The sequence below is a fragment of the Mycobacterium sp. UM_Kg1 genome, assembly GCF_000972925.1.
GTDB classification, from domain to species: Bacteria; Actinomycetota; Actinomycetes; order Mycobacteriales; family Mycobacteriaceae; genus Mycobacterium; species Mycobacterium hiberniae.
Map to the genome: position 1 here is coordinate 1 of NZ_JRMK01000009.1, position 23542 is coordinate 23542.

20 protein-coding genes are annotated in these 23542 nt (G+C 67.2%); 9 read left to right on the forward strand and 11 right to left on the reverse strand.

The genetic code is table 11. The annotated features are described in order from the left end of the window. The 5 genes from LI92_RS02690 to LI92_RS02710 form a co-directional block, all read right to left on the reverse strand. On the reverse strand, positions 1-708 hold a 708-nt coding region (locus LI92_RS02690; protein ID WP_046315690.1), incomplete at its 3' end, for a PE-PPE domain-containing protein. Positions 709-828: 120 nt separating this feature from the next. After that, entirely contained in the window at positions 829-1998 is a 1170-nt protein-coding gene (locus tag LI92_RS02695) for a cytochrome P450 (protein ID WP_286134817.1), read from the reverse strand. Positions 1999-2029: 31 nt separating this feature from the next. Then, positions 2030-3580 (reverse strand): bifunctional 3-(3-hydroxy-phenyl)propionate/3-hydroxycinnamic acid hydroxylase MhpA, encoded by a 1551-nt coding sequence (gene mhpA / locus LI92_RS02700; protein ID WP_046315632.1) that lies wholly within the window; start codon positions 3578-3580, stop codon positions 2030-2032. Between the two features lie 13 nt (positions 3581-3593). Then, the gene (locus LI92_RS02705) at positions 3594-4532 is read right to left on the reverse strand and encodes a fumarylacetoacetate hydrolase family protein (protein WP_046315634.1); all 939 of its coding nucleotides are present in this window, start codon (positions 4530-4532) and stop codon (positions 3594-3596) included. After that, complete coding sequence (locus LI92_RS02710) at positions 4529-5659, reverse strand: VOC family protein (RefSeq protein ID WP_046315636.1); 1131 nt, start codon at positions 5657-5659, stop codon at positions 4529-4531. The genes LI92_RS02705 and LI92_RS02710 overlap by 4 nt, the downstream gene beginning before the upstream one ends. A 104-nt stretch (positions 5660-5763) precedes the next feature. On the opposite strand from LI92_RS02710, the gene LI92_RS02715 reads away from it, so the two are divergent. From LI92_RS02715 to LI92_RS02730, 4 genes are all read left to right on the forward strand, one after another. Beyond that, the gene (locus LI92_RS02715; RefSeq protein WP_046315638.1) at positions 5764-6456 is read left to right on the forward strand and encodes a TetR/AcrR family transcriptional regulator; all 693 of its coding nucleotides are present in this window, start codon (positions 5764-5766) and stop codon (positions 6454-6456) included. A gap of 153 nt (positions 6457-6609) precedes the next feature. Then, positions 6610-7581 (forward strand): PE-PPE domain-containing protein, encoded by a 972-nt coding sequence (locus tag LI92_RS02720; protein WP_046315640.1) that lies wholly within the window; start codon positions 6610-6612, stop codon positions 7579-7581. Positions 7582-7669: 88 nt separating this feature from the next. Next, complete coding sequence (locus tag LI92_RS02725; RefSeq protein ID WP_502691387.1) at positions 7670-9199, forward strand: serine hydrolase domain-containing protein; 1530 nt, start codon at positions 7670-7672, stop codon at positions 9197-9199. Between the two features lie 57 nt (positions 9200-9256). Beyond that, positions 9257-10276 (forward strand): CobW family GTP-binding protein, encoded by a 1020-nt coding sequence (locus LI92_RS02730; protein ID WP_046315641.1) that lies wholly within the window; start codon positions 9257-9259, stop codon positions 10274-10276. Between the two features lie 38 nt (positions 10277-10314). Here the strand turns inward: LI92_RS02730 and LI92_RS02735 are convergent, their stop codons facing one another. The 3 genes from LI92_RS02735 to LI92_RS02745 form a co-directional block, all read right to left on the reverse strand. Further along, a complete protein-coding gene (locus LI92_RS02735) occupies positions 10315-11145 on the reverse strand; it encodes an alpha/beta fold hydrolase (protein WP_046315643.1) in 831 nt (276 codons plus the stop codon). Positions 11146-11420: 275 nt separating this feature from the next. Then, positions 11421-12311, reverse strand: coding sequence for an alpha/beta fold hydrolase (locus tag LI92_RS02740; RefSeq protein WP_046315694.1), 891 nt, complete (start codon positions 12309-12311; stop codon positions 11421-11423). A 135-nt stretch (positions 12312-12446) separates the two neighbouring features. Continuing rightward, a complete protein-coding gene (locus LI92_RS02745; RefSeq protein WP_046315645.1) occupies positions 12447-13835 on the reverse strand; it encodes an oxygenase MpaB family protein in 1389 nt (462 codons plus the stop codon). Positions 13836-14038: 203 nt separating this feature from the next. Here LI92_RS02745 and LI92_RS02750 point away from each other — a divergent pair, with 203 nt between their 5' ends. Next, on the forward strand, positions 14039-15004 hold the full coding sequence (locus tag LI92_RS02750; protein WP_286134814.1) for a PE-PPE domain-containing protein: 966 nt from the start codon (positions 14039-14041) through the stop codon (positions 15002-15004). A gap of 118 nt (positions 15005-15122) precedes the next feature. Here the strand turns inward: LI92_RS02750 and LI92_RS02755 are convergent, their stop codons facing one another. Together LI92_RS02755 and LI92_RS02760 are read right to left on the reverse strand one after the other, a co-directional pair. Then, on the reverse strand, positions 15123-16631 hold the full coding sequence (locus tag LI92_RS02755) for an alpha/beta hydrolase (RefSeq protein ID WP_046315647.1): 1509 nt from the start codon (positions 16629-16631) through the stop codon (positions 15123-15125). Positions 16632-16687: 56 nt separating this feature from the next. Then, positions 16688-17431 (reverse strand): SDR family NAD(P)-dependent oxidoreductase, encoded by a 744-nt coding sequence (locus tag LI92_RS02760; protein WP_046315697.1) that lies wholly within the window; start codon positions 17429-17431, stop codon positions 16688-16690. 197 nt (positions 17432-17628) lie between these two features. Here LI92_RS02760 and LI92_RS02765 point away from each other — a divergent pair, with 197 nt between their 5' ends. The 4 genes from LI92_RS02765 to LI92_RS02780 all read left to right on the forward strand — a co-directional run bounded on the left by LI92_RS02765 (position 17629) and on the right by LI92_RS02780 (position 23117). Beyond that, a complete protein-coding gene (locus tag LI92_RS02765) occupies positions 17629-18198 on the forward strand; it encodes a TetR/AcrR family transcriptional regulator (protein ID WP_046315649.1) in 570 nt (189 codons plus the stop codon). Positions 18199-18278: 80 nt separating this feature from the next. After that, positions 18279-19286 carry a zinc-dependent alcohol dehydrogenase family protein gene (locus LI92_RS02770; RefSeq protein ID WP_046315651.1) on the forward strand — a complete coding sequence of 336 codons (1008 nt, stop codon included), beginning with the start codon at positions 18279-18281 and terminating at the stop codon, positions 19284-19286. Between the two features lie 232 nt (positions 19287-19518). Further along, positions 19519-21150 (forward strand): glutamate synthase-related protein, encoded by a 1632-nt coding sequence (locus LI92_RS02775; RefSeq protein WP_046315653.1) that lies wholly within the window; start codon positions 19519-19521, stop codon positions 21148-21150. After that, positions 21147-23117 (forward strand): thiamine pyrophosphate-dependent enzyme, encoded by a 1971-nt coding sequence (locus tag LI92_RS02780; RefSeq protein ID WP_046315655.1) that lies wholly within the window; start codon positions 21147-21149, stop codon positions 23115-23117. The genes LI92_RS02775 and LI92_RS02780 overlap by 4 nt, the downstream gene beginning before the upstream one ends. A gap of 125 nt (positions 23118-23242) precedes the next feature. Here LI92_RS02780 and LI92_RS02785 read toward each other — a convergent pair whose 3' ends face one another. Next, positions 23243-23500 carry a DUF3297 family protein gene (locus LI92_RS02785; RefSeq protein WP_046315657.1) on the reverse strand — a complete coding sequence of 86 codons (258 nt, stop codon included), beginning with the start codon at positions 23498-23500 and terminating at the stop codon, positions 23243-23245. Between the last annotated feature and the right edge of the window lie 42 nt (positions 23501-23542).

Here is a 23542-nt window from a genome sequence, read left to right on the forward strand (position 1 = left end):
GAGCCCCAGATACATGACGTGTCCCCAGAACGTACCGAGGATGGAGGTGGACGTGTAGTCGTCGACGGGGTCACCGGGGAAGCTGTAGACGGTGGTGGTGAACGCGTTATTCGGGGTCAGATTTCCGTACAACAGCGAGGGGTCGTTTGCCAGCGACACCTCACCGACGGAATTGGCCCACACGCCGTTGGGGCTCGACGGGTTGCCGATGAACACGAAGTGCAGCGCCTCGGGGTCCACGCCGTCGGCGGCGAGCTGCGCCATCGCGATCGAACTGGCCGTGGCGCCCTGCGAGTAGCCGAACACCCACAGCGGGTTGTCGGCGTCGTAGGCGTCCGGGTTGGCGTTGAGCTCGGCGTGCACGGCCCGAACGATCTCGGCGGCCCCCGCGAAGCTGCTGTAGCCCTGCAGGAACAGTTGCGGGGTGGTCAGCACCCGCAGGGGGCCATCGCAGTCGCCGGCACCGATCAGGCACACCGTCGGGTCGTCGCCGGCATCGAAGCCCAGCGGTTGCAGGAAGAGATCGGCCGCGGTCTGGGCGAAGGTGGGCGACGGCGTGGGCAGCATGGTGCCGCCGACGAAGATCGCGGTGTCCGCCAGCAGGGTGACCTCAGGGGCGTGGGCGGCCCGGACGACCGGGGTTCCGGCGATACCGGCGGCGATCACGCTCGCGGCGGCGATCGGCGCCAGGGCTTTCCTTGATTGCATCCGCACTCCCCGCGATCCTGGATAAATACTCAGGAAACCTTAAAAGTTGACTGTGGCGATCATGGCAGGGGCGTCCCTGGTGCGTCAACGCGCAGCGTGCGCGTAAGCGGCCCGACCAGCTCAGGCCGGAACGAGCCGTACCGGCAGGTGCCGATGGCGGCGAATGATGTTGTTGAGCGCCCAGGTCGGTTCGCCGGTCACCTCGATGCGGTCGACGAGGTCGATCAGGGCCGTCAGGACGGCGGCGGTCTCCAGCCGGGCCAGGCCCTGGCCTGCGCACGCGTGAGCGCCGTTGCCGAACCCGACGTGGCGTCCCGCGTCGTTGCGAATGTCGAAGACGTGGGGGGCGTTCCATTCGCGTTCGTCGCGGTTGGCGGAGGCGTAGATCAGCAGCACGCGGGCACCCGCGGGCAGGCGGGTGCCGGCGACCTCATGGCTGTGCGCCACTTTGCGGGTGAAGGCCCGCAACGGCGATTCGAAGCGCACCACCTCGTTGACCGCGTTGGGGATCAATGCCGGGTCGGCCTTGAGCAGCGCCCACTGGTCGGGGTGGGTGGCCAAGAGGTGGATGGCGCTGGCGATGGCGCTGATCGTGGTGTCCAGCGACGGTCCGAGGTAGTCGATCAGCAGTGGTGCGACCTCTTCAATCCCCAGTGTGCCTTCGTCGACGAAGCCGAGCAGGTCATGGGCCATGCTGTCGGGCAGCACGTCGCGCCGGGCAGCGATCCGGCGGGCGAAGCGCAGCATCTGCAGGCTGCGGGGAACAGCCTTGGCGGCCTGCCAGTTGAGCGGCCCGAGGACATCGAACGTCGCTGCCGCCCAGTCGAGGAGGTGGTCGCGCTGATCGTGGGGCCAGCCCACCAGATCGGGGACGAAGGCCAGCGGCAGTGCGGTGGCCAGCTCGGCGACCGCATCGACGTTTCCGCGGCGCACGGCGCGCTCGACGATCTCCCGGGCCCGCTGATCGACGTTGTCGGCCAGGGCGCGCAGCGCTCGGGGCATCATCCGGTGGGCGAGGAGCTTGCGCCGCCGGTCGTGTTCGGCGCCGTCGCTGTTGAGGGTGGTGCCTCGCGAGAGGCGATTGGTGGGCGGGTTGATCGCGACCCCGCGCCCGGACTTATAGAGTGCGTCGTTGCGCAGCGCGGCCTTGCATTCGGCGTATCGGGGTAGGGCGTAGACCCGCTGGCGCGGCAGCCAGACCACGGGTCCGAGGTCGCGCAACGCCCGGTAATGCGGATAGGGGTCGAGGATCGCCGACCGGCTGTAGACGCTGGGGCGGTACACCGGTATGTCCCTGGAGCGCGCGGGCACAGTGTGGTTCCTATTCGTCAAGGTGCGTACGGGCAGAGAACAGCGGCACCGCCCGGCACAGTGCGGTGACGTCGCGTCCGGCCACCATGACGGTGCCGTCGGGCCGTATCACGGCGGCGGTCACCCGATGCCTGCCCAGCCAGCAGGCCAGTTCGGTTCCCGGGGCCGCGAACACCGTCCGGGCTCCCCGGCCGGCGACCAGGCAGTCCTGCTCCGGTGTGAGCCGCGCCGTAGTCACCACAGCGAATCCGGGGCCCATCTCCTCGTCGAGGCGGCGCCCCGTCTCGAGCAGCGGGTTGGGGCACAGTCGCCCGGCGATGCGGCGGGTGTTCGCGCGCCGGCGCACCATCGCCGAGGAACGCAGTGGCGGGGTCTCGGAGTCGGTGATCTTGCTGCGCAGCCCCGGCACCAGGTGCACTCTGGGCAGCGTCAGGCGCCGCAACGCGGTACCGAGTTCGCCGCCGGCGGTCATGGCATATCCGACGGTGAGCGCCAACGAGATCAGCTGTCGGGTATGGCGGGCCCGCTCGGTCTGGTAGCTGTCCAGGACGGCCGACGGCCAACTGCCGCGGTGGTGTCCGGCGATCTTCCAGGCCAGGTTCATCGCGTCGCGCAGTCCCGCGCCCATCCCCTGCCCGATGAAGGGCGGGGTCAGGTGCGCGGCGTCACCGAGCAGGAACACGCGCCCGGATCTCCACCGGTCGGCGATCTGGGCCCGGAAGGTGTACTCGGCGACCCGCAGCAGGCGCAGGTCGGCGTCGGGCACCGCGCGCGTCCAGGGCGCGATCAACGGGCGCAGCGCGGGCAGATCCGGGAAGTCAGCGGCCGACTCGTGCTCTGCCAAGGCGAATTCCCACCGATACCGGTTCTGGCCGATGCGCATGTAGGTGCCGGCGCGCCGGCTGTCGCAGACCTGATGCACGCCGTCCCACTGCTGCAGGTCCACCGAGCACCCGACGTCGATCACCAGCCAACGCTGGTCGAACCTCCCGCTGCGCATGCGCGCACCGATCGCGTCGCGCACCATGCTGTTGGCGCCGTCGCAGCCCAGCACATAGTCGGCGGTGATTCGCGACTCGTGGCCACTGGCCCGGTCGCGGATCCGCAGTTCCACACCGTCGGCGGTCTCGGCGATCTCCAGCACCTCGGTATCGCCGCGGAAGCGGGCCTTGGGAAAGCGGGTCAGGTTCTGCCGCAGCAGGTTTTCGAGTTCGGGCTGGTCGAACATGTTCGCGGCCGGATAGCCGTTGCGGGTCACTGCGGTGTCGCGGCTGAACTCGGCCAGCACGGTCTGCCATCGGTCGATGAGCCGCAGTCCTTTGGCCGGGCGGGAGATCGCGGCGAATGCGTCGGCGACACCGAGCCGCGCCAGGATTCGGTAGACCTCGTCGTCGAGGTGGACGGCCCGGGGCTGGGGGTAGACCTGCGGCCACCGGTCGAGTACCAGGGTGTCGATGCCGTACTGGGCCAGCAGCGTGGCAGCGGTGATACCGGTGGGGCCCCCGCCGACGATTGCGACCGTGACGCGCTCGCCACCGCGGCGCTCCTGCGCATCCGTCATGGCATGTCGCGGGTCACGTGTGACGCACCGTCAGCCGCTGGGCCCCTAAGTCGATGGCACCGTCGTCGGTGGCGATCGAGGCTTCGACGATATCGCCGTGCTGCAGGTAGTTGGGGTTCTTGGCCTGGCGGGCGAAGAAGGCCTTCCATTTGACCGCGGGCGGCAGCAGGTTGCCGATCAGCTCGATCGGCTTGGCCGGGGCGCGCAGCGCGGTGCCCGCCGGCGTGCCGGTCAGGACGAGGTCGCCGGGGGCCAGCTGCTGGAACCGGGTCAGGGCCTGAAGTGCCTGCAGGGGGCGGTAGAGCATGTCGCCTTCCACCAGGCTGTTCTGGCGTTCCTCGCCGTTGACGCTCAACCGCAGTCGCAGGTCGCCGAACCGGGCCAGCTCGGCGGCGTCGACGAGCACCAGCGCCGGCCCCACGGGGGTGAAGGTCGGGTAGGACTTGGCTTCGTAGAACTGGGTCTGCGGCAGTTGGACGTCGCGGGCGGAGACGTCGTTGGTGATGGTCAGGGCGGCGACATAGCCGGCCAGGTTCGCCTCGGTGATCACGGTGCCGACCGGGATGTCCCGGCCGATGATCAGGCCGATCTCCACTTCGTAGTCCAGCAGGCGCACGTGGGGCGGCCGGATGATCTGTGCGTACGGATCCGTCACCGACGCCGACGATTTGCGAAAGAAGGTCAGCGGGATGGCTTTGGGGTCCATTCCGGCGTCGATCACGTGGGATTCGAAATTGGTCATCTGCGCCACCACCCGGCACGGCGCGGTGACCGGCGCCAGCAATTCCAGGTCTTCGACGGCGACGGTGCCTCCGGCGGCGGCGGCCGCCTCGATCGCGGCCCGGTCGGCGAGCAGCTCGGCGGTGCTGGTGGCCGCGGTGGCGATCTTGGCGGCACCGGTGGGCGTGCGCACCCACCAGGCGTCGGCGGTGCGCAGGACGGAAATGGTCATGAGACAGCTACTTTCAGCAGGCCGATGAGGCGGTTGAGGTCGAACTCGTTGTCGTGCCGCAGGGCGGTGAGCATGGCCGCCGCCTGGCGCCCTGCCGAACGGGGGCCGGCGTCGAGGAAGTCCTTGGTGACCGGCGGGCCCCATTGGGCAAGCCCCGAGGCGGTGAACGGCGCCCATCCGGGTTCGACGGAGCTGTCGAAGACATCGCCGTCGGCGTAGTGCTCGACCAGGAAGCCGTCGGGATCGCGCCAGTAGTCGAAGAGCTGGCTGCCCTGGATGTGGCGCCCGATGCCCCAGGACCGGAGGTAGCCGCGCTCGTGCAGGTATTCACCGCCGGCGGCCAACGCGTCCAGGTCGGCGACTTCATAGGCCGAGTGCACATACCGGTTCGCCGGGCCCAGCGCCAGGGCCAGGGTGTGGTGGTCGACGGGGATGCTGCCGCGGTCGCAGCGGATGAAACTCATGGCCGGCCCGCGGTCGCGTTGCCCGGGAAAGTAGAGGAAGTCGCTGACGATCATCCCCAGTGTTTCCAGGTACCAGTTCAGCGTCTGCAGATAGCGGGTGGACTGCAGGACGACGTGCCCCAAACGCTGCACCCGGGCGGGTGCCCGCAGCGGACGCACTCCGGCGTTGATCCGCGCCGTCGCTCCCCCGGCGTTGGCGAGCTGCGGGGTTTGCGGGGGCGCCGCGGGCAGCGTGTGCATTCCCGCGACGACCGTGACGGTGGTTCCGCTGGGATCGACCAACGGAACCCCCACGCCGCCGACCGATTCGGGCAGGCGGCGCAGGGGAACGCCGAGCTTGTCGGCCAACCGGTGAACGTCGGCCTCGTCGGCGGCGCGCAGCGCGTAGCCGGCGAACCGGGTCTGCGGTCCACGCCGCAGGAACACGCAGGGCGCTCCCGGATCTGTGCCGCGCAGGTGCACCTGGCCGGGATCGCTGTAGGCGACGCCGAATCCGAAGGCTCGGGCGAATGCCTCGGCGCGCAGCAGGTCGGGCTTGTCGAACTCCAGCCAGGCGATGTCGACCACCCGGATGAGCGGGTCACGGGCACGACCGGGGTGCTCGCCCCGGACCGCGCCGCGTTCGCTGTGCAGATGCTTGTGCCCGTCTTCCACGTCTTGCACCGTCGCCCTTCGCTTAAGCTGACGAAATCGTCACATACGACCAAAGCCTCAGTCAACTGGTTTGACGAAATCATCAGGACTGAATGGCCTGCTAGCCTGCACCCATGGATGCGCCCCCGCGCGACGTCGCCGACCCGGCGGCCGGCCCTGCCAACAGGCTCGAACGACGCAAGCTGCGCACCCGTGCCGCCCTGATCCGGGCGGCGCAGGGCTTCATCGCCCAAGGCCGGCTCGCGGTGCCCGTCCTCGAGATCACCCAGGCCGCCGACGTGGGCATGGGTTCCTTCTACAACCATTTCGACAGCAAAGAAGAACTCTTCGCCGCAGCCGTCACCGACGCCCTCGACAACATCGGGGCCCTGCTGGACACCTACACCGGAGACATCGCCGACCCCGCCGAGGCGTTCGCGGCCAACTACCGCCTCACCGGTCGGCTGTTTCGCCTGCGCCCCCAGGAGACCGCGCTGCTGCTGGCCAACAGCAGCACCCTGATCCTGTCCGACCGCGGCCTGTCCCCGCGCGCACTGCGTGACATCACCGCGGCAGTCGGGCAGGGACGCTTCACGCTCTCCGATCCCGAACTGGGCCTGGCCCTCGCCGGCGGGGTGCTGGTCGGACTGGGAACGCTGCTGAGTCACCGGCCCGACCGCGACACCGAGACGACCGTCGACGAGGCAACCGAGCACTTGCTGACGACCTTCGGCATGAGCCCCGAACAAGCCCGCGAGATCTGCCGCAAGCCGTTGCCCGACCTGTCGGCGCTGCGCGATGCGACGGCGCTCGAGGCCCCGCGCTAGCCGCGGCGAGCTCGCCGGCGCCGCCACGACCCGGGGAGTCCATTGACTTGGGGCGAGCGCCCCTGCGATGATCGCGCTCAGCTGGAACTTTGGATTTACTCGTCTGATTTTTAGTTCCCAAGTCACTGTGCACCCGTGTCGGAAGGCCGCCCCGTGAAGCTCACCCAGGCCCTCGCGCCGATCGCACTCGTCGGCACCCTGGCCGGCGGGGTGCTCGCCACACCGGTCGCGCACGCCACGCATGTCGACGTGGACCTGCTCGCCGGCACCGCGTTCTTCGTCGGGCCCACGACGCTGTCCACGCCGTCGCCCACATTCGCCCAGACCGCAGCGGATCTGTTCTTGCAGCCGCTGGGCTTCGACGGCGGCGGCGATCTGGACTCCTGCGTCGTCGGGGCCGCCGTGTGCGACGCTCCGCTGCGCATCCTGTCCACCCCGGCGCTGATTCAGCAGGACCACAGCAGCTTCGTCGGGGCCGCCGAGATCGTCCGGGCGGTGCACGCCGAACTGGCCGCCAACCCCGACGCCTACAACGCCGAGAACCCGTTGTGGATCTTCGGCTGGTCGCAGGGCGCCACCGCCGGCTCGATCGCGATGGCCCAGCTGGCCCACGACGGCGTGGACCCTCAAGCGCTGCACTTCGTGTTCATCGGGAACCCGGTGGGCGCCGACGGCATTTCGCAGAGCGATGCCTCGCCGGACTTCCTCAGCACCTCGCTGCTGTCCGGGGTGCAGACCCCGAACGACCTGTTCGCGACCACGTCCTACACCATCCCCGGCGACCCGGTCGCCGACAACACCTCGACCTCGCCGCTCGGCCTGCTCTACGAGCACATGATGTATCTGGGGCTCACCCCCGAGCAGGTGGCCAACCACACCGCCACGGCCGACGGCCTGATCACCGACATCAACATCTCGCCCGACTTCGACCAGTTCGGCGCCTGGCTCAATGCCTGGAGCCACGGGCTGGTGGACAGCAGCTGGTGGGAGGGCATCTTCTATTCGCTCGTGGCGTCGTTCTACAGCGCCTTCGGCAACATCGAGGATTTCTTCGGCGACTGGCTGGGCATCGATTGGGACGGGGTGGAGCAGACGCTCGACTTCTGGTTCCCGGTGGACGCCTAGCGCCGCCGTCGGGGCACTCCGCAGCTGATCGGGCTGTCACTGCCGATTCCGGCGAACAATCCGAGGACGGCTGGCTACCGTCGATGCTGTGCCAGTGTCGAGCTCGAGCATCACCCGGGCCTGCGCCCTGGGCAGCATCGCGCTCATCGTGGGGGCGCTGCCGTCGTGCAGCCACCCGGATCAGCCGCCGCCGGCCACCATCCCCTCGGCCACCATCCCCTCGGCCACCGCGCCCGCCATACCTCGTGTCGATACCCCCTACCTACCCCGCGCGGAGCTGATCGCGCCGATCGCTCAGCTGATGAACGACGCGATCGCGGTGCCGCGGCTGCCGGGTGCGGTGGTCCGGATCGGGCACGCCGGCGCGGTCGTGTTCAGCCAGGCCTTCGGCGCGCGCAAGCTCGACGGCGAGCCCGCTCTCGACGGCTCGCCCGCGCCGGCCGAACCGATGACCGAGGACACGATCTTCGACATCGCGTCGTTGACGAAGTGCCTCGCGACCGCCGTCGCGGTCCTGCAACTCTATGAACAGGGCCGGGTCCAGATCGACGAACCCGTCCAGACCTACCTGCCGGAGTTCAACGAGAACAACGATCCCCGACGCGCCCAGGTGACGTTGCGCATGCTGCTCACCCACACTTCGGGGATCGGTGGCGATCTGAGCCACCAGGGCCCGTGGGGCCTGACCGCGGCCGACAAGGCCGGTGGTGTGCATCGGGCACTGACCGCACCGCTGGAGTTCGGCCCCGGCGAAATATTTCACTACTCGGACATCGGTTTCATCATCCTGGGTGCGCTGGTCGAGACCTTGATCGGCCAACCGTTGGATGACTACGTGCGCGACAACGTCTTTGCTCCCCTGGGTATGGCCGACACCCGCTACCTGCCCGCCACCAAAGCCTGTGGCCCACACCAGATCCGCGGTACTGCCATCGCATTCGACGCCAACGAATCCGCGGGCGCCGAGTGTCCGGCGGGTAGCTGGAGCACCGACCTGTTGGCCCGCATCGCGCCTACGGCGCACGACGAAGACACCCCCGGGATCAACCCCGACTACGACCGACTGCTGCGCGGCACCGTCCAAGACCCGACGGCACGCCGCATGGGAGGGGTGGCCGGCAGCGCCGGGGTGTTCTCGACCGCCGGTGATATCGGCCGGTACGCCCAGGCCCTGCTCGATCGGCTCGCCGGGCGCCCGAGCCCGTTTCCGCTGCGGCAATCGACCCTGGAACTGATGACCACACCCCAGCAACCCGGGCACGACGACACCCAGGTCACGGCCGCGAACGCCGCGGCGCAACAGGCCAATGCAGCGTCACCCAATAGGACCGATCCCCTGCTCGCGGTGAACTATCCGGCGATCACCGGACAGGATCTCCGCGGCCTCGGCTGGGACATCGACACGCCGCACTCCCGGCCGCGCGGCATGATCTTTCCGATCGGCAGCTTCGGGCACACCGGGTTCACCGGAGTGACGCTGTGGATCGACCCGGGGACGGACACCTACGTGGTAGTGCTTGCCAACGTCATCCACCAGCGCGGGGGTCCGCCCATCGGAGGGCTCAGCGGGGACGTCGCCACCGTGACCGGTCGGGCGCTGCATCTCTACAGCAGCTGAACGGCCACTGCCACCCCGTGGTGACACCCCGTCCCGGGTACCGCCGATAATAGCCAGGTGGCCGATCGCAACACGCCCGCTGTCCCCGTCATCGCGCTGACCGGGTACCTCGGGGCGGGCAAGACCACCCTGCTCAACCATGTGCTGCGTGCGCCGGGAGCTCGAATCGGCGTGGTTATCAACGACTTCGGCGAACTCAACGTCGACGCCGGCCTGGTCACGGGCCAGGTCGATGAGCCGGTGTCGATCGCCGGTGGGTGCATCTGCCATCTGCCGGACGAGGGCGGGCTCGACGAGGCACTGGAGAAGCTGTCCGACCCGAAGCTGGCACTGGACGCGATCATCGTCGAGGCCAGCGGGGTGGCCGAGCCGGGGGCGGTTTCGCGGGTGATCCGGTTCAGCGGGGTGGAACGCATCCGCCACGGCGGCGTTGTCGATGTCGTGGACGCCGTGGAACACTTCGCGACCGTCGATACGGGCTCGGTGCCGCCCCCGCGTTACGGCGCTGCCTCTCTGGTGGTGGTCAACAAGCTGGATCGGGTTGCCGAGGACGCGCGTGCCGAGACCCTGCGCCGGGTGCAGGACCGGGTGCGCGAACTCAACCCCGACGCCCACGTGGTGGGCGCGGTGGCCGGCCGGGTGGATCCGCGCCTGCTGTTCGACGCCGACGGCGGCGGTGAGTTCGGGCAGATGTCGTTTCGGGAGTTGCTCCTCGATAAGCCTGCCGACGAGCACCACGACCACGTACATGCGTCGTCTGTCACCGTCTTCGGCACCGCCGCGGTCGATCCCGGCGCGCTCATCGACCTGCTCGAACAGCCGCCGCACGGCGTCTACCGGATGAAGGGCACCGTCGCGATCGGCAAGCGCCACTACCTGGTCAACGTCGTCGGCACATCCGTGCACGTCGCGACCGCCCCCGCCGGTGCCGGCGGCAGCCACCTCGTCGCGATCGGCACGGACCTGGACACCGAGGACGTTCGCGCACGGCTCGAAGTGGCACTGCGCCCGGCGCCGGAGAAGGTGGCCGCCGCCGGGATGCGACGGTTACAGCGGTTGCGGCAGTACAGCATTTAGGTGCCGGCGGCGCCGGAGTGGGATCGGACCGGTGCCTCCTAGGGCTGAGACTGCAGGAATGCCAGCAGGTCCGCGTTGATGGTGTCGGCATGTGTGGTGGGCATGCCGTGGGGAAAGCCACTGTAGGACTTCAGCGTGCCGTTCTTGAGCAGTGCGGCGGACTTCGGACCGGAGGCGATGTACGGAACGATCTGGTCGTCCCTGCTGTGCATCACCAGCGTCGGAATGGTGATCTTCTTGAGGTCCTCAGTGAAGTCGGTCTGGGAGAACGCGACGATCCCGTCATAGTGCGACAGCGCGTCGCCCATCATCCCTTGGCGCCACCAATTGTCGATGATGGCCGCCGACGCCGTAACTCCCGGTTGGTCGAAGTTGTAGAACGGGCCCGCGGGCAGCGCCCGGTAGAACTCCGATCGGTTGGCCGCGAGTTGGGCCTGCAGACCGTCGAACACCGACTTGGGGAGACCGTCGGGATTGGCGTCGGTCTGCACCATCAAGGGCGGTACGGCCGAGATCAACGCGGCCTTCGCGGCCCGGCCTTCGCCGTGGCGCGCCAGGTACCGGACCACCTCGCCGCCACCGGTCGAATGCCCCACATGGACGGCGTCGCGCAGGTCGAGGTGCTCGACTACCGCGAGCAGGTCGTCGGCGTAGTGGTCCGCGTCGTGGCCGTCGGGGGTCTGCGTCGAGCGCCCGTGGCCGCGCCGGTCGTGCGCTACTACGCGATACCCCTGCTGCAGGAAGAACAACATCTGGTTGTCCCAGTCGTCAGAACACAGCGGCCAGCCGTGGCTGAAAACGATCGGCTGACCCGAACCCCAGTCCTTGTAGAAGATCTCCACTCCGTCAGCGGTGGTGAGTGTGGGCATGTCGACTCCTCAGGCCAGGCCGGACACACGGGCAGGATAATGGCCGCAGCGGAAATTTGCGGCCTGTCGCGGTTTTCATGCCAAACTTTCGGACCGATGGGTCCCCAGCCCCCCGTCAGAGGAAGATTGCGAACACCGGCGTGGAGGCCGGTAGGCCATCGCCGATATTTGCTGCGAGGCCGCTTCTCAGGCGGGGCACATCGATTTCATTCCGGCCAACTTTAATTCGGAAATCGGCGGTCTCCGGTCGTATAGGCCCCACCTGCTCTACACCATCACCCCGCTGCCGGCCCGATGAAGTCGACGCCCGCGCGAATCGCCGGGCGATGCCGCAAGATTCGGAAATGTGCCAGCCGGCCGAGTCCCGCCGTCGTCATCAAACGCGCGCCCGGCCAGGATGCGACGATCTTCTCGCTGGTCGCATAGGGGGTTTCGGGGTCATCGGGGTCGTGAATGAGCAACAGCGGCGGATAGTCGGTGCGCTCGGCGATCCGGACCATGTTGGTGTCCTCGAGCGACATGCCGATACGGCGCTCCAGGCGTCGATGCAGACCGGTGCGGATCCGTCGGCCGAAGTTATGGCGCGCGGCGAACAGATCCAGGTAGATCGGGAACTCACCCATCGGGGCCAAGAACACCAACCGCCCCACCGTCGTGCCCCACGATGCCGCGAACGCGGTCGCGTTAGCCCCCAGGGAGTGGGCGACCACGGCACGGGCCGGGCCGTGTGTGCGGATCATGGCTGCAACCGCTTCGGCGCACTCGATTGCGGTGGTGCGACCCGGTGCCAGTACGCCGGGCTCCGACTCGTTATGACTGGGCAGGTCGAAGGCGATCACACGGTGGCCGGAGGCGACCAGGGGTTTGATGAACATGCCGAGGTGCGGGCGCCGCCCGCCCCAGCCGTGCACCAGATAGACCGGCGGCCCCTCGCCCCACGACTCGCCCACGATGCGGTGCCCGTCCCAGTGTGCCTCCAGCGGCTCGCCGGGCGGAACGCCGGGCGGCATGCGCAGGCTGGAATCGATGACCGGCGGGGTGCACCACAGCTCCAGCGCCCAGCGCGACCCGATTGCGGGCGCGACTCGCTCCAGCAGCCAGAACAACCGACGCACCCGCGGGGCCACCGGCGGTTGAACACCGGAGCCCTCCACATCGAGCACGATGGGGCTCGGCGAACCGCCACCGTCAGAACTGGCTAGATCTCGGCGAGGACGTCCCCGAGCGGGCGGGGGCTCATGTGGCTCCGACACATAGCGAGATTAGCGAGACGGTGCGGTCTGGAGCCATCATTTAGTCGCCTAACCGGTGAAGCCCTCACCCGATGTCGACCGGTCGTGATGGGTGTAGGTCAGCGAGAGCTGGCGTGCGGCGGCAATCTTGTTCAGCATCGCGATCCGTTCACGCGCGACCGCACCCGCCCTCTTCCGGCGCTCCCGAATCGGGTTGGACCACGGCACCCAGTCGGCCAGCATGGCGATGCGCACGTTGAGCTTGGTGAGCCGCTCAAAGTTCTTTACCTGGCGCTTGAAGTTGTAGCCCAGCGGCTCAAAGAGGGTGCCTTCGATCATGGCCTCGATCTGCTCGTAGCCGAAGACGACGCCGGCCGGCGCAAACGCGATCATCGACGTGAGCAGGTGCGCGTTCTTGGAAATCACCTTCTGCAGCGGGCCCGGCAGGGTCCCCGTCAGGGTTTCCAGGTGTTCGGGACCCGCGATCGCGTCGACGAGCTCGGCACGCCAGGGAGAGGGGTTGCCGCCCCGGGAGAGCACGTAGTTCAACGACTTGATCAGCTCCAACCCGTTGGCGGAGTGCAGCCGCTCGGGCGCACCCCACAGCCGGCCGGAGAACGAGGAGTACTCGGCGAGGTCCTCCAGCTGCTGCGGCGTGAGCGTGCGCCCGAACGCGTGGTCGATGAGACGGCTGAGCAGCAGGCCACTGCCGAACCCCAGCAGCGAGGTCACCGGAATGGGTTCGCCGAACTTGAGGTAGAGGTCGTCGCCCCACTTCCGACGCAGTCCACGACTGGCCAGCGCGTGCATCAACCGCACCCGCACCACATCCTGGAAGGCCTCCGAGTGCCGATCGAAGATGTCCGGCAACGTGAACTCGGCGAAGACGCGGGCCGTTTCGATGAAGCGGCGCGGTCCGTCGTCGGCGAAACGGCCGGTGGCCCCGGTCGCCGCGGAGATGTCGCCGGTCATCGCGGTCTCGTATAGAGCCCAACCGCGGATGATCGTGGTGGCTGCCACCGTGGCCGACATTGCCAGCATCCGGCCGCGTTCGGCGGCGGCCAGGTCGAACTGGCTGGGCAGCTGATCAATGTGCTCGAAGAGGTCGACGAACTCCTGAGGAGGATCCTCAAGCGTTTCGATGCCCTGCGTCAGAGCCTGCTCGAACAGCTTGCGGCCCTGCTCGTATCCCAGCCGCTCGAAGGCGTCGACCGCGCCGGTCATGTGTTCGTCGCGCTGCCAGAAATAGTCATCGCGCATCCGGGTGATGTCGTTGGGCTCGACCTCTTTGTCGATGTCGATCCACGGCCCGAAGATGATCTCGCGCATCTGGCGCCACTGGTCGGCGAAGTAGTCCCGCCCCGGCGGGATGGGCCGCAGCGGCCGGTCCGGGTGGTCGCGTCGGTTGAAGTCGACATCCTCGATCTGGATCTTCGGACGTTCACCGGTCACAGTCATGCGGCAACCCAATCTCGCAATAGGATACTGATTTACGAAGCTATCACATGGTGGCGGCGATCAGACCGGGGGTTCTCCGACTGATGTCGCCATGTTTGCCCACGTAGAACAGCCTATGACGAACCGCGGGTTGCGCCGCTGCCGTTCCTGCGAGTGTCGGGGAAACCCGGTTCGTTCTGGGGCAACGATGAAAGGATCCGACCGTGCCCAGATACCGGACGTTTGCCCACGCCACCGCCGTTGCGGCACTGGTCGGAGCCGCCACTGCACCGATCACTTGGGCCGCAGACTCCCAGGTGACCTTGTTGGCTGCCGAGGGTCCGCTGTCCGGCAGCCAGACGGCGATCATCATCGGGGGCACGTTTGAGCCCACCCCGTCACTCGAGTTCGCGCGGGCCGCCCAGTCGCTGTATCTGAATGCGCTGGGCTTCGACATCGAAGCGAACGGTTCGACGGTCTGCTACATGGACGGCACCGACCCGTGCAGCGCTGCGCTGCAGGTACTGACCACACCGCAGCTGCTGCAACAGGGCAACAGCACCCTGACCGGAGCATCGAACCTGGTTCTGGCCGTGCAGAACGCCCTGGCAGCCAATCCCGGCGCCTACAGCGCAGAGCAGCCGTTGACGGTGTTCGGCTACTCGCAGGGCGCTGCGGTCGGCTCGATCGCCATGACGCAGCTCGCCGAGGCAGGCGTCCCCAGCGAACTGCTGCACTTCGTCTTCATCGGCAGCCCCGCCACCGCAGACGGAATATGGCCCAACATCCTGGCCACCCTCGAGGCGGTGTTCGGTCCGGACATCACGAACTTCCTGATCGACTTTCTCGATCTCGAAGGCGTTCTCGGCCTGGTGACTCCGAACGATCTCTACCCGGCGACCATCTACTCGATCGACAACGACTTCGCCTCAGACTGGCAGGGCAATTTCGACACGTGGGGACTGTGGGGCGAGTTGGTGCCCGGACTGATCCGGCACGGCGAGTACCTGGGCCTGACGCCCGATCAGATCGCGGATGCGACCGTATCGACCGACGGGTATCTCACCTACGTCGACATCGACAACTTCAGCGCGGCGCTCAACGCCATCACGTTCGGGGGCGTTCTCAACAGCGGTCTGCTGCAGGCGATGTGGGACTCGCTGGTGTTCGCCCTGACCGATTCGTTCTAGAGTCCGCAGCATCCGGGCGACCACCGAACGGCCGCACGTTGCCGGTGTCAGCGAGACGACCGCTGCTAGGCCTGCGGCCCCCAGAACATCGGATCTCCCATGTGCAGCCAGGGCGGCGTCACAGCGCGCAGGATGCACCGGCCGGCGGCACGGTGAGGTCGATCAGGTAGTCCGCGGCTATCTGGTTGACGCAATGATTGGTTCCGGCCATCACGATGGTGTGGCCCTCGCCTTCCACGGTGAGCAAGGCGCTGCCGAGCGCCGTTGCCAGCTCGATGCCGCCGGCGTGCGGGGTGCTGGGGTCGCCGGTGATCGACACAACCAGCGTGGGCGGTAGCCCGACGATGTCGGTCGCGTACGGAATCCCCAGCGTGGGCTCGGCCGGCCAGTGTTCGCAGCCGTCTCGGGCGCCGCTGAGCGCGACTCCCGGATCCATGAACGGAGCGACCTCAAAGATCCGCTCCCGCAGGCCATTACCCTGCTCCTCCGTGAGCCGTTCCTCGTCCATACAGTTGATCGCGTACAGCGCCTCGGCAAAGTTGGGCCAGCGGCCCTCAGCGTCGCGGAGCGAGAAGTCGTAGCCGAGCTGTAGCAGTTCGTCGCCTCGCCCCTGTTGTAATTGCGCTATCCCCGCGATGATTCGTGGCCAAGCGGCTGCGCTGTACAGACCGGAGATCACCCCGCCTATCGCTTCGTCGAATCCCAGGTCGGAGGTCAACGCCGGCACGGACCGTCGGTAAAGCGGACGCACGATCTGCTGGAACTGTTGGGTGGCCCGGGCCGGTTCGGCGCCCAGTGGACAGTCGGTCTGGGTGGCGCAGAACGCGGCCATCTGTTCGAAGGAGCGCTGGAAACCCGCGTACGCGTCGACTCTTCGGGCGACAGTTCCCTTCCGCGGGTCGAGGGCTCCGTCGAGCAGCATCGCCCGCACGTTTTGCGGGAACTGCTCGGCGTAGACCGCTCCCAACCTCGTCCCGTAACTCTGCCCCAGGAAGGTCAGCTTCTGATCACCGAGCACGGCCCGCAGGACATCCATGTCACGCGCCGCATCGCGGGTGCCGACACTGGCCAGCACGTCGATGCCGCCCGAGCGTTGGGCGCACCGATCGACGAGGTCCTGTGTTTCCTGTTCGGTCCATTGCACAGTGGTGCCCTGGGTACTCAACACGAACTCGCCTCGGTCCGCCTCGGCATCGGTGAAACATTCGACGGCAGGTTCGGAGCTGCCGACCCCACGCGGGTCGAAACCCACAAGGTCGAAGCGTTCGGTCAGCCGCGTGGCCGCGCCGCTGGCCGTTGCCGCGGTGGCGAACAGTCCAGAACCGCCGGGCCCTCCGGGGTTGATGACCAACGAACCGATGGACTCGCCACGCGCCGGAACTCGTGCGAGCGCGACGTGCGCGGTCTTGCCCAGCGGCTCTTCGTAATTCAGCGGAACTTTCAGTCGCCCACACTCGATGGTCGACGCCAGGGCAAAGACAGCGCGCTCGATAGAGGTATTGGTGTAGTTTTCGCAGGACTCCCAGGTGATCCGTTGCGAGTAGAACCGGTCCAGGCGCGATGACGACTCAGCGGTCGGTGTGTCTGGTGTGCAGGCTGCCACGGCGATCGCCGCTGTGAGAATCACAAGCTCCCAGGTCTGTGATCCGCGACGGCTCCGACGCGCGGACCCTCTCGCCGAATTCAGAACTGGCTGCTCCCGCCGTCGACGTAGATCTCTGATCCGGTCATGTAGGTGCTGCCGTCGGAAGCCAAGTACGCGACCACACTGCCGATCTCGTCCGGGCGTGCCCGGCGCTTCATCGGCACGGTGGCAGTCAAGTCCTCCAGCGCACCACCGGCTCCCTCGAACAGGTCGGCCAACCCCGGAGTCTCGGTAAGCCCTGGGGCAACAACATTGACGCGGATCCCGCGGTCGAGAAGTTCGGCGGCCCAGCTTCGGGCCAGGGACCGGACGGCGGTCTTGGACGCGGCGTAGACGCTGGTGCCCGGCGAGGCTTTCACGTCACCGGCGGCGCCACACAGGATGACCGATGCGCCGTCGTTGAGCAACGGCAGGACGGCCTGCATGGTGAAGATGATCCCGCCGACGTTGGTGTTGAACGTCCGCGCGTAATGCTGCCAGGTGATGTCCCCCAACGGCGCAACCTCGGCAACACCTGCGTTGGCGAAGACGATGTCGAGCCCGCTCCCCCGGGCCTCGATGGTGGTCGCGACCCGGGCGAGGTCGGCCTGCTCGGTCACGTCGGCGCGAATGGCGCCGACGTGAACGGCGCCGATGCCGGCGACGGCTTCTTCGAGTGCGTCTTGGCGGCGTCCGACGAGGAACACGTGAGCGCCCTGCTCGGCGAGCGCCCGCGCCCCGGCGAGACCGATGCCCGATGTCGCCCCGGTGACGAGGGCTGTCCTACCTGCCAGTGATGACATGCGCATCTCCCATTCTTGTGCCGCGCGGTTTCGCCGAGCTCTCGCCGTAGGGACGAGACCAGCTGCCTGGAGGCGGGGTTAGCGACGAGAGGAGCAGCCACCCTGGGCGATTCGTCTACGGTACGATGCGTCTCGTCTCGCGTCAAGACGGTACGTCTCGTGTTGTCTTGGCCGGGGGGGATCGCTAGTGTTCTGGCATGCCGCCTGACCCCAGCCGACGCAACGAGCATTCGCGGCGGGCGATTCTTGAGGCTTCCCTGGCCCTGGTCGGTGAACTCGGCTACGACAACGTCTCTATTGAGGCAATCGCCAAACGCGCGGGCTGCGGCAAACAGACCATCTACCGCTGGTGGCCCTCGAAGGGGGCGGTGGTGCTCGACGCCGCTACCGAAAGCCTCACCCCCGTCGTCGTATTCCCCGACACCGGCGACATCGTCACCGATCTACGGGCGCAGTTGATGGGAATCGTGGACCTGATCGCGTCCACAAGTTTCGGTGCGGCATACCGGGGTGTGATCGCCGCAGGCCAGTCCGATCCCAGCCTGTTACGTGCCGTCTTCGACCGGATCATCGAACCCCACATCACAGGGTTCAGCGAGCGAGCAGCCCTGGCCCAACAGCGCGGCGAGATGCGCCCCGACGCCGACGTGGCAACGCTGCGCGATGCGCTCTACGGAGTGATCGAATACCGGCTGTTCCACGCGATGGCGATCGAGCCCCAGCACATCGACGCACTGCTGAAGCTCACATTCGACGGAGTGCGCTGACGCTCCGAGCATCCCCGGAAGGAGCCTTCCCGTTTCCGCAGCGGCGACGCGGTCTACTAACCACGACAAGGGAACCCGATTTGACTGATCCGATGAAGGCCATGGTGCTCCCCCGTTTCGGCGGGCCCGAGGCTTTCGAGCTGCGTAAGGTCCCGGTACCGGCCGTCGAGCCCCGCCAGGTACGGGTGCGCGTCCACGCCACCTCCGTCAACCCGCTCGACTATCAGATCCGCCGCGGAGACTACGCGGATCAGGTGCCACTGCCGGCGATCATCGGGTATGACATCTCCGGCGTGATCGAGGAAGTCGGATCCCATGTGACCGAGTTCCGCGTCGGCGATGCGGTGTACTACACGCCGCGAATCTTCGGAGGTCCCGGCTCCTACGCCGAACAGCACGTCGCCGACGTGGACTTGGTGGGCCGGAAGCCGGAGAACCTCAGTCATCTGGAGGCGGCGAGCCTGACTCTCGTCGGCGGAACGGTCTGGGAGTCCCTGGTGACGCGGGCTCAGCTCACGGTGGGGGAAACGATCCTCATCCACGGCGGCGCGGGCGGTGTCGGCTCCATCGCGATCCAGGTCGCGAAGGCGATCGGCGCACGGGTGGTCACCACCGCCAGGGCCGGCGACCACGAATTTGTGCGCGCTCTCGGAGCGGATGCGGCCATCGACTTCACTTCGTCCGACTACGTGGATGCCGTGGTCGAGATGACGCGAGGCAAGGGGGTCGACGTCGTCTTCGACACGATCGGCGGCGATGCGCTCACCCGAAGCCCACTGGCACTGGCCGACTCCGGACGCGTCGTCAGCATCGTCGACATCGCGCAGCCGCAGAACCTCATCGAGGCGTGGGGCAAGAACGCCGCCTACCACTTCGTCTTCACGCGTCAGAATCGGGGAAAGCTGGACGCGCTCACCACGTTGGTCGAGCGGGGTCTCGTGAAGCCGGTGATCGGCGCGACTCTTCCGTTGGCTCGCATGGGCGAGGCGCACGAGCTCCTGGAGAACAGGCGCGCCTATGCACTGCACGGCAAGGTGGCTATCGACGTGGCGGGCGATACCGCTGCGCTGCCCCGACGCACGTCGTAGCGGGACCCCGCCCTCGGGCGGTTCCAACCATGTTGACCCGGTCGCCAGATAGTTGTGCACGCAACTACAATGGAAGCCGTTCACGTACGGAGTTTTCCCAAACGGGCAGTCGCTGCAGATTTTGGCTGCTAGCCTAGCGGCAATGGCCCGTACCGCGTTAGTTGCGCCAACAATCGCTTTGCCGGGCGACGGCCACCTGCTGGGCCTCCCCGACTGACCGCTAGGAGTGGCCATGACGACGACATCGAAACCGACTGCCGGCATAAGGCTGGCTTCCCTGATCGAACTGCCCGACAACACTCCCTTCCCGGTCACAACAGCAGGTGTGGACCTGGTACTCATCCGCCGCGGCGGCGACGTCTCCGCGCTGTATGGGCGTTGCGCGCATCGTGGCGCCCTGCTGGCTGACGGGCATGTCGAAGACGGTGCTGTTGTCTGCGATGTTCACGGCTGGCGCTACAACGTCGAGACCGGCATCTCGCCGATCAACCCGGCGGTGGCTTTGGCGACGTTTCCGGCTTGGGTCTCCGACGGGGCCGTGTACATCGATCAGACCGCAGTTGCCGAGTTCGCCCGGAACAATCCGCAGTCCTACCGCGACGACGGCTATCAGGGCAGGTGGGCCCAACCCGCCGACACGAAGGAAGAACCCTTCAACACCGGAATCCATGAGCTCGCCAGACACGGGTTGAGCAGGGTCGGAGAACACGGAACCACCGCTGCAATGGGTGTTCCGCGCACCGAACTGCCTTCCTGGGATTCGATTCAGCTGCTCACCGCGCAGTTGGCACGACTGCCGCTGCTCGACGATGAGCCGGTCAGTACCGAAACCATCATCGGACCGGACGCCAACCGCCCGCTGGTCCTCGACATCCCGCTGTTCATCAGCGACATGAGCTTCGGCGCGTTGTCCCAGGAGGCCAAGACGGCCCTTGCGGCCGGCGCAGAACGTGCCGGGACCGGGATCTGCTCGGGCGAAGGAGGCATGCTCCCCGAAGAGCAACAAGAGAATTCGAAGTACCTCTACGAGCTGGCCTCGGCCCGCTTCGGATGGAGCTTCGAGCATCTGCAGAAGGTTCAGGCGTTTCATTTCAAGGGCGGGCAGGGCGCCAAAACCGGAACGGGAGGGCACCTTCCCGGCACCAAGGTGGTGGGAAAGATCGCCGAGGTACGTGGCCTACCTGCCGGCACGGCCGCGATCTCTCCGGCACGGTTTTCGGACTGGAACTCGCTGGAGGACTTCAAAGAATTCGCTGCAGGAGTCCGCGAAGTCTCCGGCGGAATCCCGGTCGGCTACAAACTCAGCGCTCAGCACATCGAACGCGACCTCGACGCCGCACTCGAGATCGGCGTCGACTACATCATTCTCGACGGCCGGGGCGGCGGAACCGGCGCCGCACCAACAATTTTCCGCGACAACATCTCGGTACCCACCATTCCTGCGCTGGCCCGGGCCCGCCGGCACCTGGACCGCAGACAAAGCCGGGTGACGTTGGCCATCACCGGCGGCATCCGCACCCCCGCCGACATGGTCAAAGCGCTGGCTTTGGGGGCCGACGCGATCGGACTGGCCAACAGCGCGCTTCAGGCCATCGGCTGCGTCGGTATGCGCGCCTGCCACACCAACACATGCCCGGTCGGCATCGCCACCCAGGACCCTCGCCTGCGCGCCCGGCTGCCGGTGCGGCAGGCCGCCGAACGCCTGGACCGCTACCTGCGTGCTTCGGTGGACCTGATGGTGGTGCTCGCCCGGGCCTGCGGGCACCGGCGTCTCGCTGATTTCACCCTCGACGATCTGACGACGTTCGACCGTGACTTCGCCTACCTCAGCGGAGTTCCCTACGCAGGAGTGACGGCACTATGACCGTGCAAGACGGCACCGGAGGAACCGGCCAAGAACTGGAATGGCACAAGGCCGCCGAGCCCGGCGAACTCAGCGAGGGCCAGGTAGCGGCCTGCCCGGCCGGGCTCAAGACCGTCGCGTTGACCAAGCTGAACGGGCGCTACGGCGCCATCGACAATCGCTGCCCGCATCAAGGCGGACCGCTCGGCCAGGGAACCTTGGAGAACGAAAAGATCCGTTGTCCCTGGCACGGCTTCGACTTCGACCCGTTCACCGGCCAGGCTGCCGGCGGCCCGGATTTCGATGTCCCTGTCTACCCGGTGCAAGTACGCGCCGACGGCATCTACGTCGGCACCCCACCACCTGCTCCTGCCCGACGAACCGTCAGCGATGTCCTGGTCGAGACGATGACCAACTGGGGCGTCGACACCATCTTCGGGATGGTCGGCCATTCCAATCTCGGTATCGCCGAGGCCCTGCATCGGGCCGAAACCGAAGGGAAAATACGGTATTTCGGTATCCGCCACGAGGGGGCCGCAGCCTTTGCGGCGTCAGCCTACGGAAAGCTCACCGGCCGGCCGGCAGCCTGTTTCGGTATCGCCGGGCCGGGTTCGACCAATCTGCTGACCGGGCTGTACGACGCCAAGGCAGACCGGGCACCGGTACTGGCCCTGTCCGGCAACGTCGATTCCGCGGTTGCCGGCAAAGGGGCGTTTCAAGATATCGATCTACTAGCGGCGTTCGCCGATGTCGCCGTCTACTCCGAGATGGTGCGTGCCGGCTCCGAGCATGCCGAGTTGATGACCCTGGCCCTCAAACACGCCATCCTCGATCGCGGCGTCGCCCACCTGGTGGTACCGGATGAAGTGCAGATCATCGAAGCTCCGGATCAGCGCACTTCCGGGCCCGAAGGCCGGATGCCTGATCTGCGGGTCGCGCCGCCCTCGGCTCCGCTGGAGCAGGCGATCGACCGCATCGCCGCCGCAACCCGGCCGGTGATCGTCGTCGGCGCCGGCGCGAAATTCGACATGCCGGCTGTCGTCGCGCTCGCCGAACGCCTGCAGGCCCCGGTACTGACCACCTTCAAAGCCAAAGGTCAGATCCCCGACGAGCACCCGCTCGCCTGTGGCACCCTGGGCCGCTCGGGCACGCCGGTCGCGTCCTGGATGATGAACAAGGCCGACCTGCTGGTGGTGTTCGGCGCGTCGTTCTCCAATCACACAGGCATTTCGCCGTACAAGCCCATCATCCAGGTCGACACCGATCCGCTGGCCCTGGGCCGATTCGCCCCGGTGGCCGTCCCGCTGCTCGGCGATGTCGGGGTGACGGCGGCAGCCCTACTTCAAGGTCTGCGCATCCATCCGGGCCTGGTCGACCAGTGCCCGGAAATCGCCGAGCGCTGGTCGGTGTGGCGGACGGAGAAAGCCCGCCGTACCACGGCATGCCCCAGCGGGCGGGTCGCTGCCGCCGCGGTCTTTTCCGAACTCAGCCATCTCACTCCGGCGAACGCCGTACTCACTGTCGACGTGGGCAACCATGCCTACTCGTTCGGGCGATACTTCGAGACCAAAGGCCAACAGGCCGTGTTGATGTCGGGCTACCTGGGCTCCATCGGCTTCGGATTCCCCGCCGCCATGGGGGCATGGGCGGCGGCGCCGTACCGCCCCATCATCGCCGTCACCGGCGACGGCGGATTCGGCCAGTACCTTGCCGATTTCACCACGGCGGTCAAGTACGGCATGGACATCACCCACATCCTGCTCAACAACGGCGAACTGGGCAAGATCAGTCAGGAGCAACGCAGTTCGGAGTACGAAGTGTGGCAGACGTCGCTGCACAACCCGGATTTCGCCTCGTACGCGCAGAACTGCGGGGCATACGGCAGACGAGTCAGCTACCCGGCAGACCTGAGATCTGCTATTGCAGAAGCGCTTTCCCACCCCGGTCCGGCGCTGGTGGAGATCCTGACCGATGCGCGGTCGAATTGAGGCCGGCCTGATCCAGCGTCCGAATGAGACATGTCAGGACAAGCAGTCACCTGGCCTTCGCCACTCGGGCCACAGGTTGACCCGGCACCGGGTTGACAACCGCGCCGGCGCCCCCGGGAAGTCCGCTATTCCGCCTGACGGAAGAAGGGTTCCACCGTGCCGCTGAGCTTGACGATCATCGGGTTTCCGCGGCGATCCTTTGCGGTGGGGATTTCGACACGTACCCAACCCTCGGCCACGTCGTATTCGAAAACATTGGTTCGCTCGACGCCGTTGAAGCGGATGCCCACGTCGCGGCGAAGCACCTCTTCGTCATAGAAGTCGCTGCTCGGATCGACGGAGAGGTGATTCGGTGGGACGTCTGCGCTGTGGTCTTCGGGCATGCCGGCTCTCGTTGGATGTTGCGTTTGGTTTCTCGGATTTGG

What these genes read in the sequence shown, in the direction of transcription:
- mhpA (WP_046315632.1), bottom strand. Translation starts at nt 3,580, where the DNA reads ATGACGGATGCGCAGGAGCGCCGCGGTGGCGAGCGCGTCACGGTCGCA.
- LI92_RS02705 (WP_046315634.1), bottom strand. Translation starts at nt 4,532, where the DNA reads ATGACCATTTCCGTCCTGCGCACCGCCGACGCCTGGTGGGTGCGCACG.
- LI92_RS02715 (WP_046315638.1), top strand. Translation starts at nt 5,764, where the DNA reads ATGGATGCGCCCCCGCGCGACGTCGCCGACCCGGCGGCCGGCCCTGCC.
- LI92_RS02735 (WP_046315643.1), bottom strand. Translation starts at nt 11,145, where the DNA reads ATGCCCACACTCACCACCGCTGACGGAGTGGAGATCTTCTACAAGGAC.
- LI92_RS02745 (WP_046315645.1), bottom strand. Translation starts at nt 13,835, where the DNA reads ATGACTGTGACCGGTGAACGTCCGAAGATCCAGATCGAGGATGTCGAC.
- LI92_RS02760 (WP_046315697.1), bottom strand. Translation starts at nt 17,431, where the DNA reads ATGTCATCACTGGCAGGTAGGACAGCCCTCGTCACCGGGGCGACATCG.
- LI92_RS02765 (WP_046315649.1), top strand. Translation starts at nt 17,629, where the DNA reads ATGCCGCCTGACCCCAGCCGACGCAACGAGCATTCGCGGCGGGCGATT.
- LI92_RS02775 (WP_046315653.1), top strand. Translation starts at nt 19,519, where the DNA reads ATGACGACGACATCGAAACCGACTGCCGGCATAAGGCTGGCTTCCCTG.
- LI92_RS02780 (WP_046315655.1), top strand. Translation starts at nt 21,147, where the DNA reads ATGACCGTGCAAGACGGCACCGGAGGAACCGGCCAAGAACTGGAATGG.
- LI92_RS02785 (WP_046315657.1), bottom strand. Translation starts at nt 23,500, where the DNA reads ATGCCCGAAGACCACAGCGCAGACGTCCCACCGAATCACCTCTCCGTC.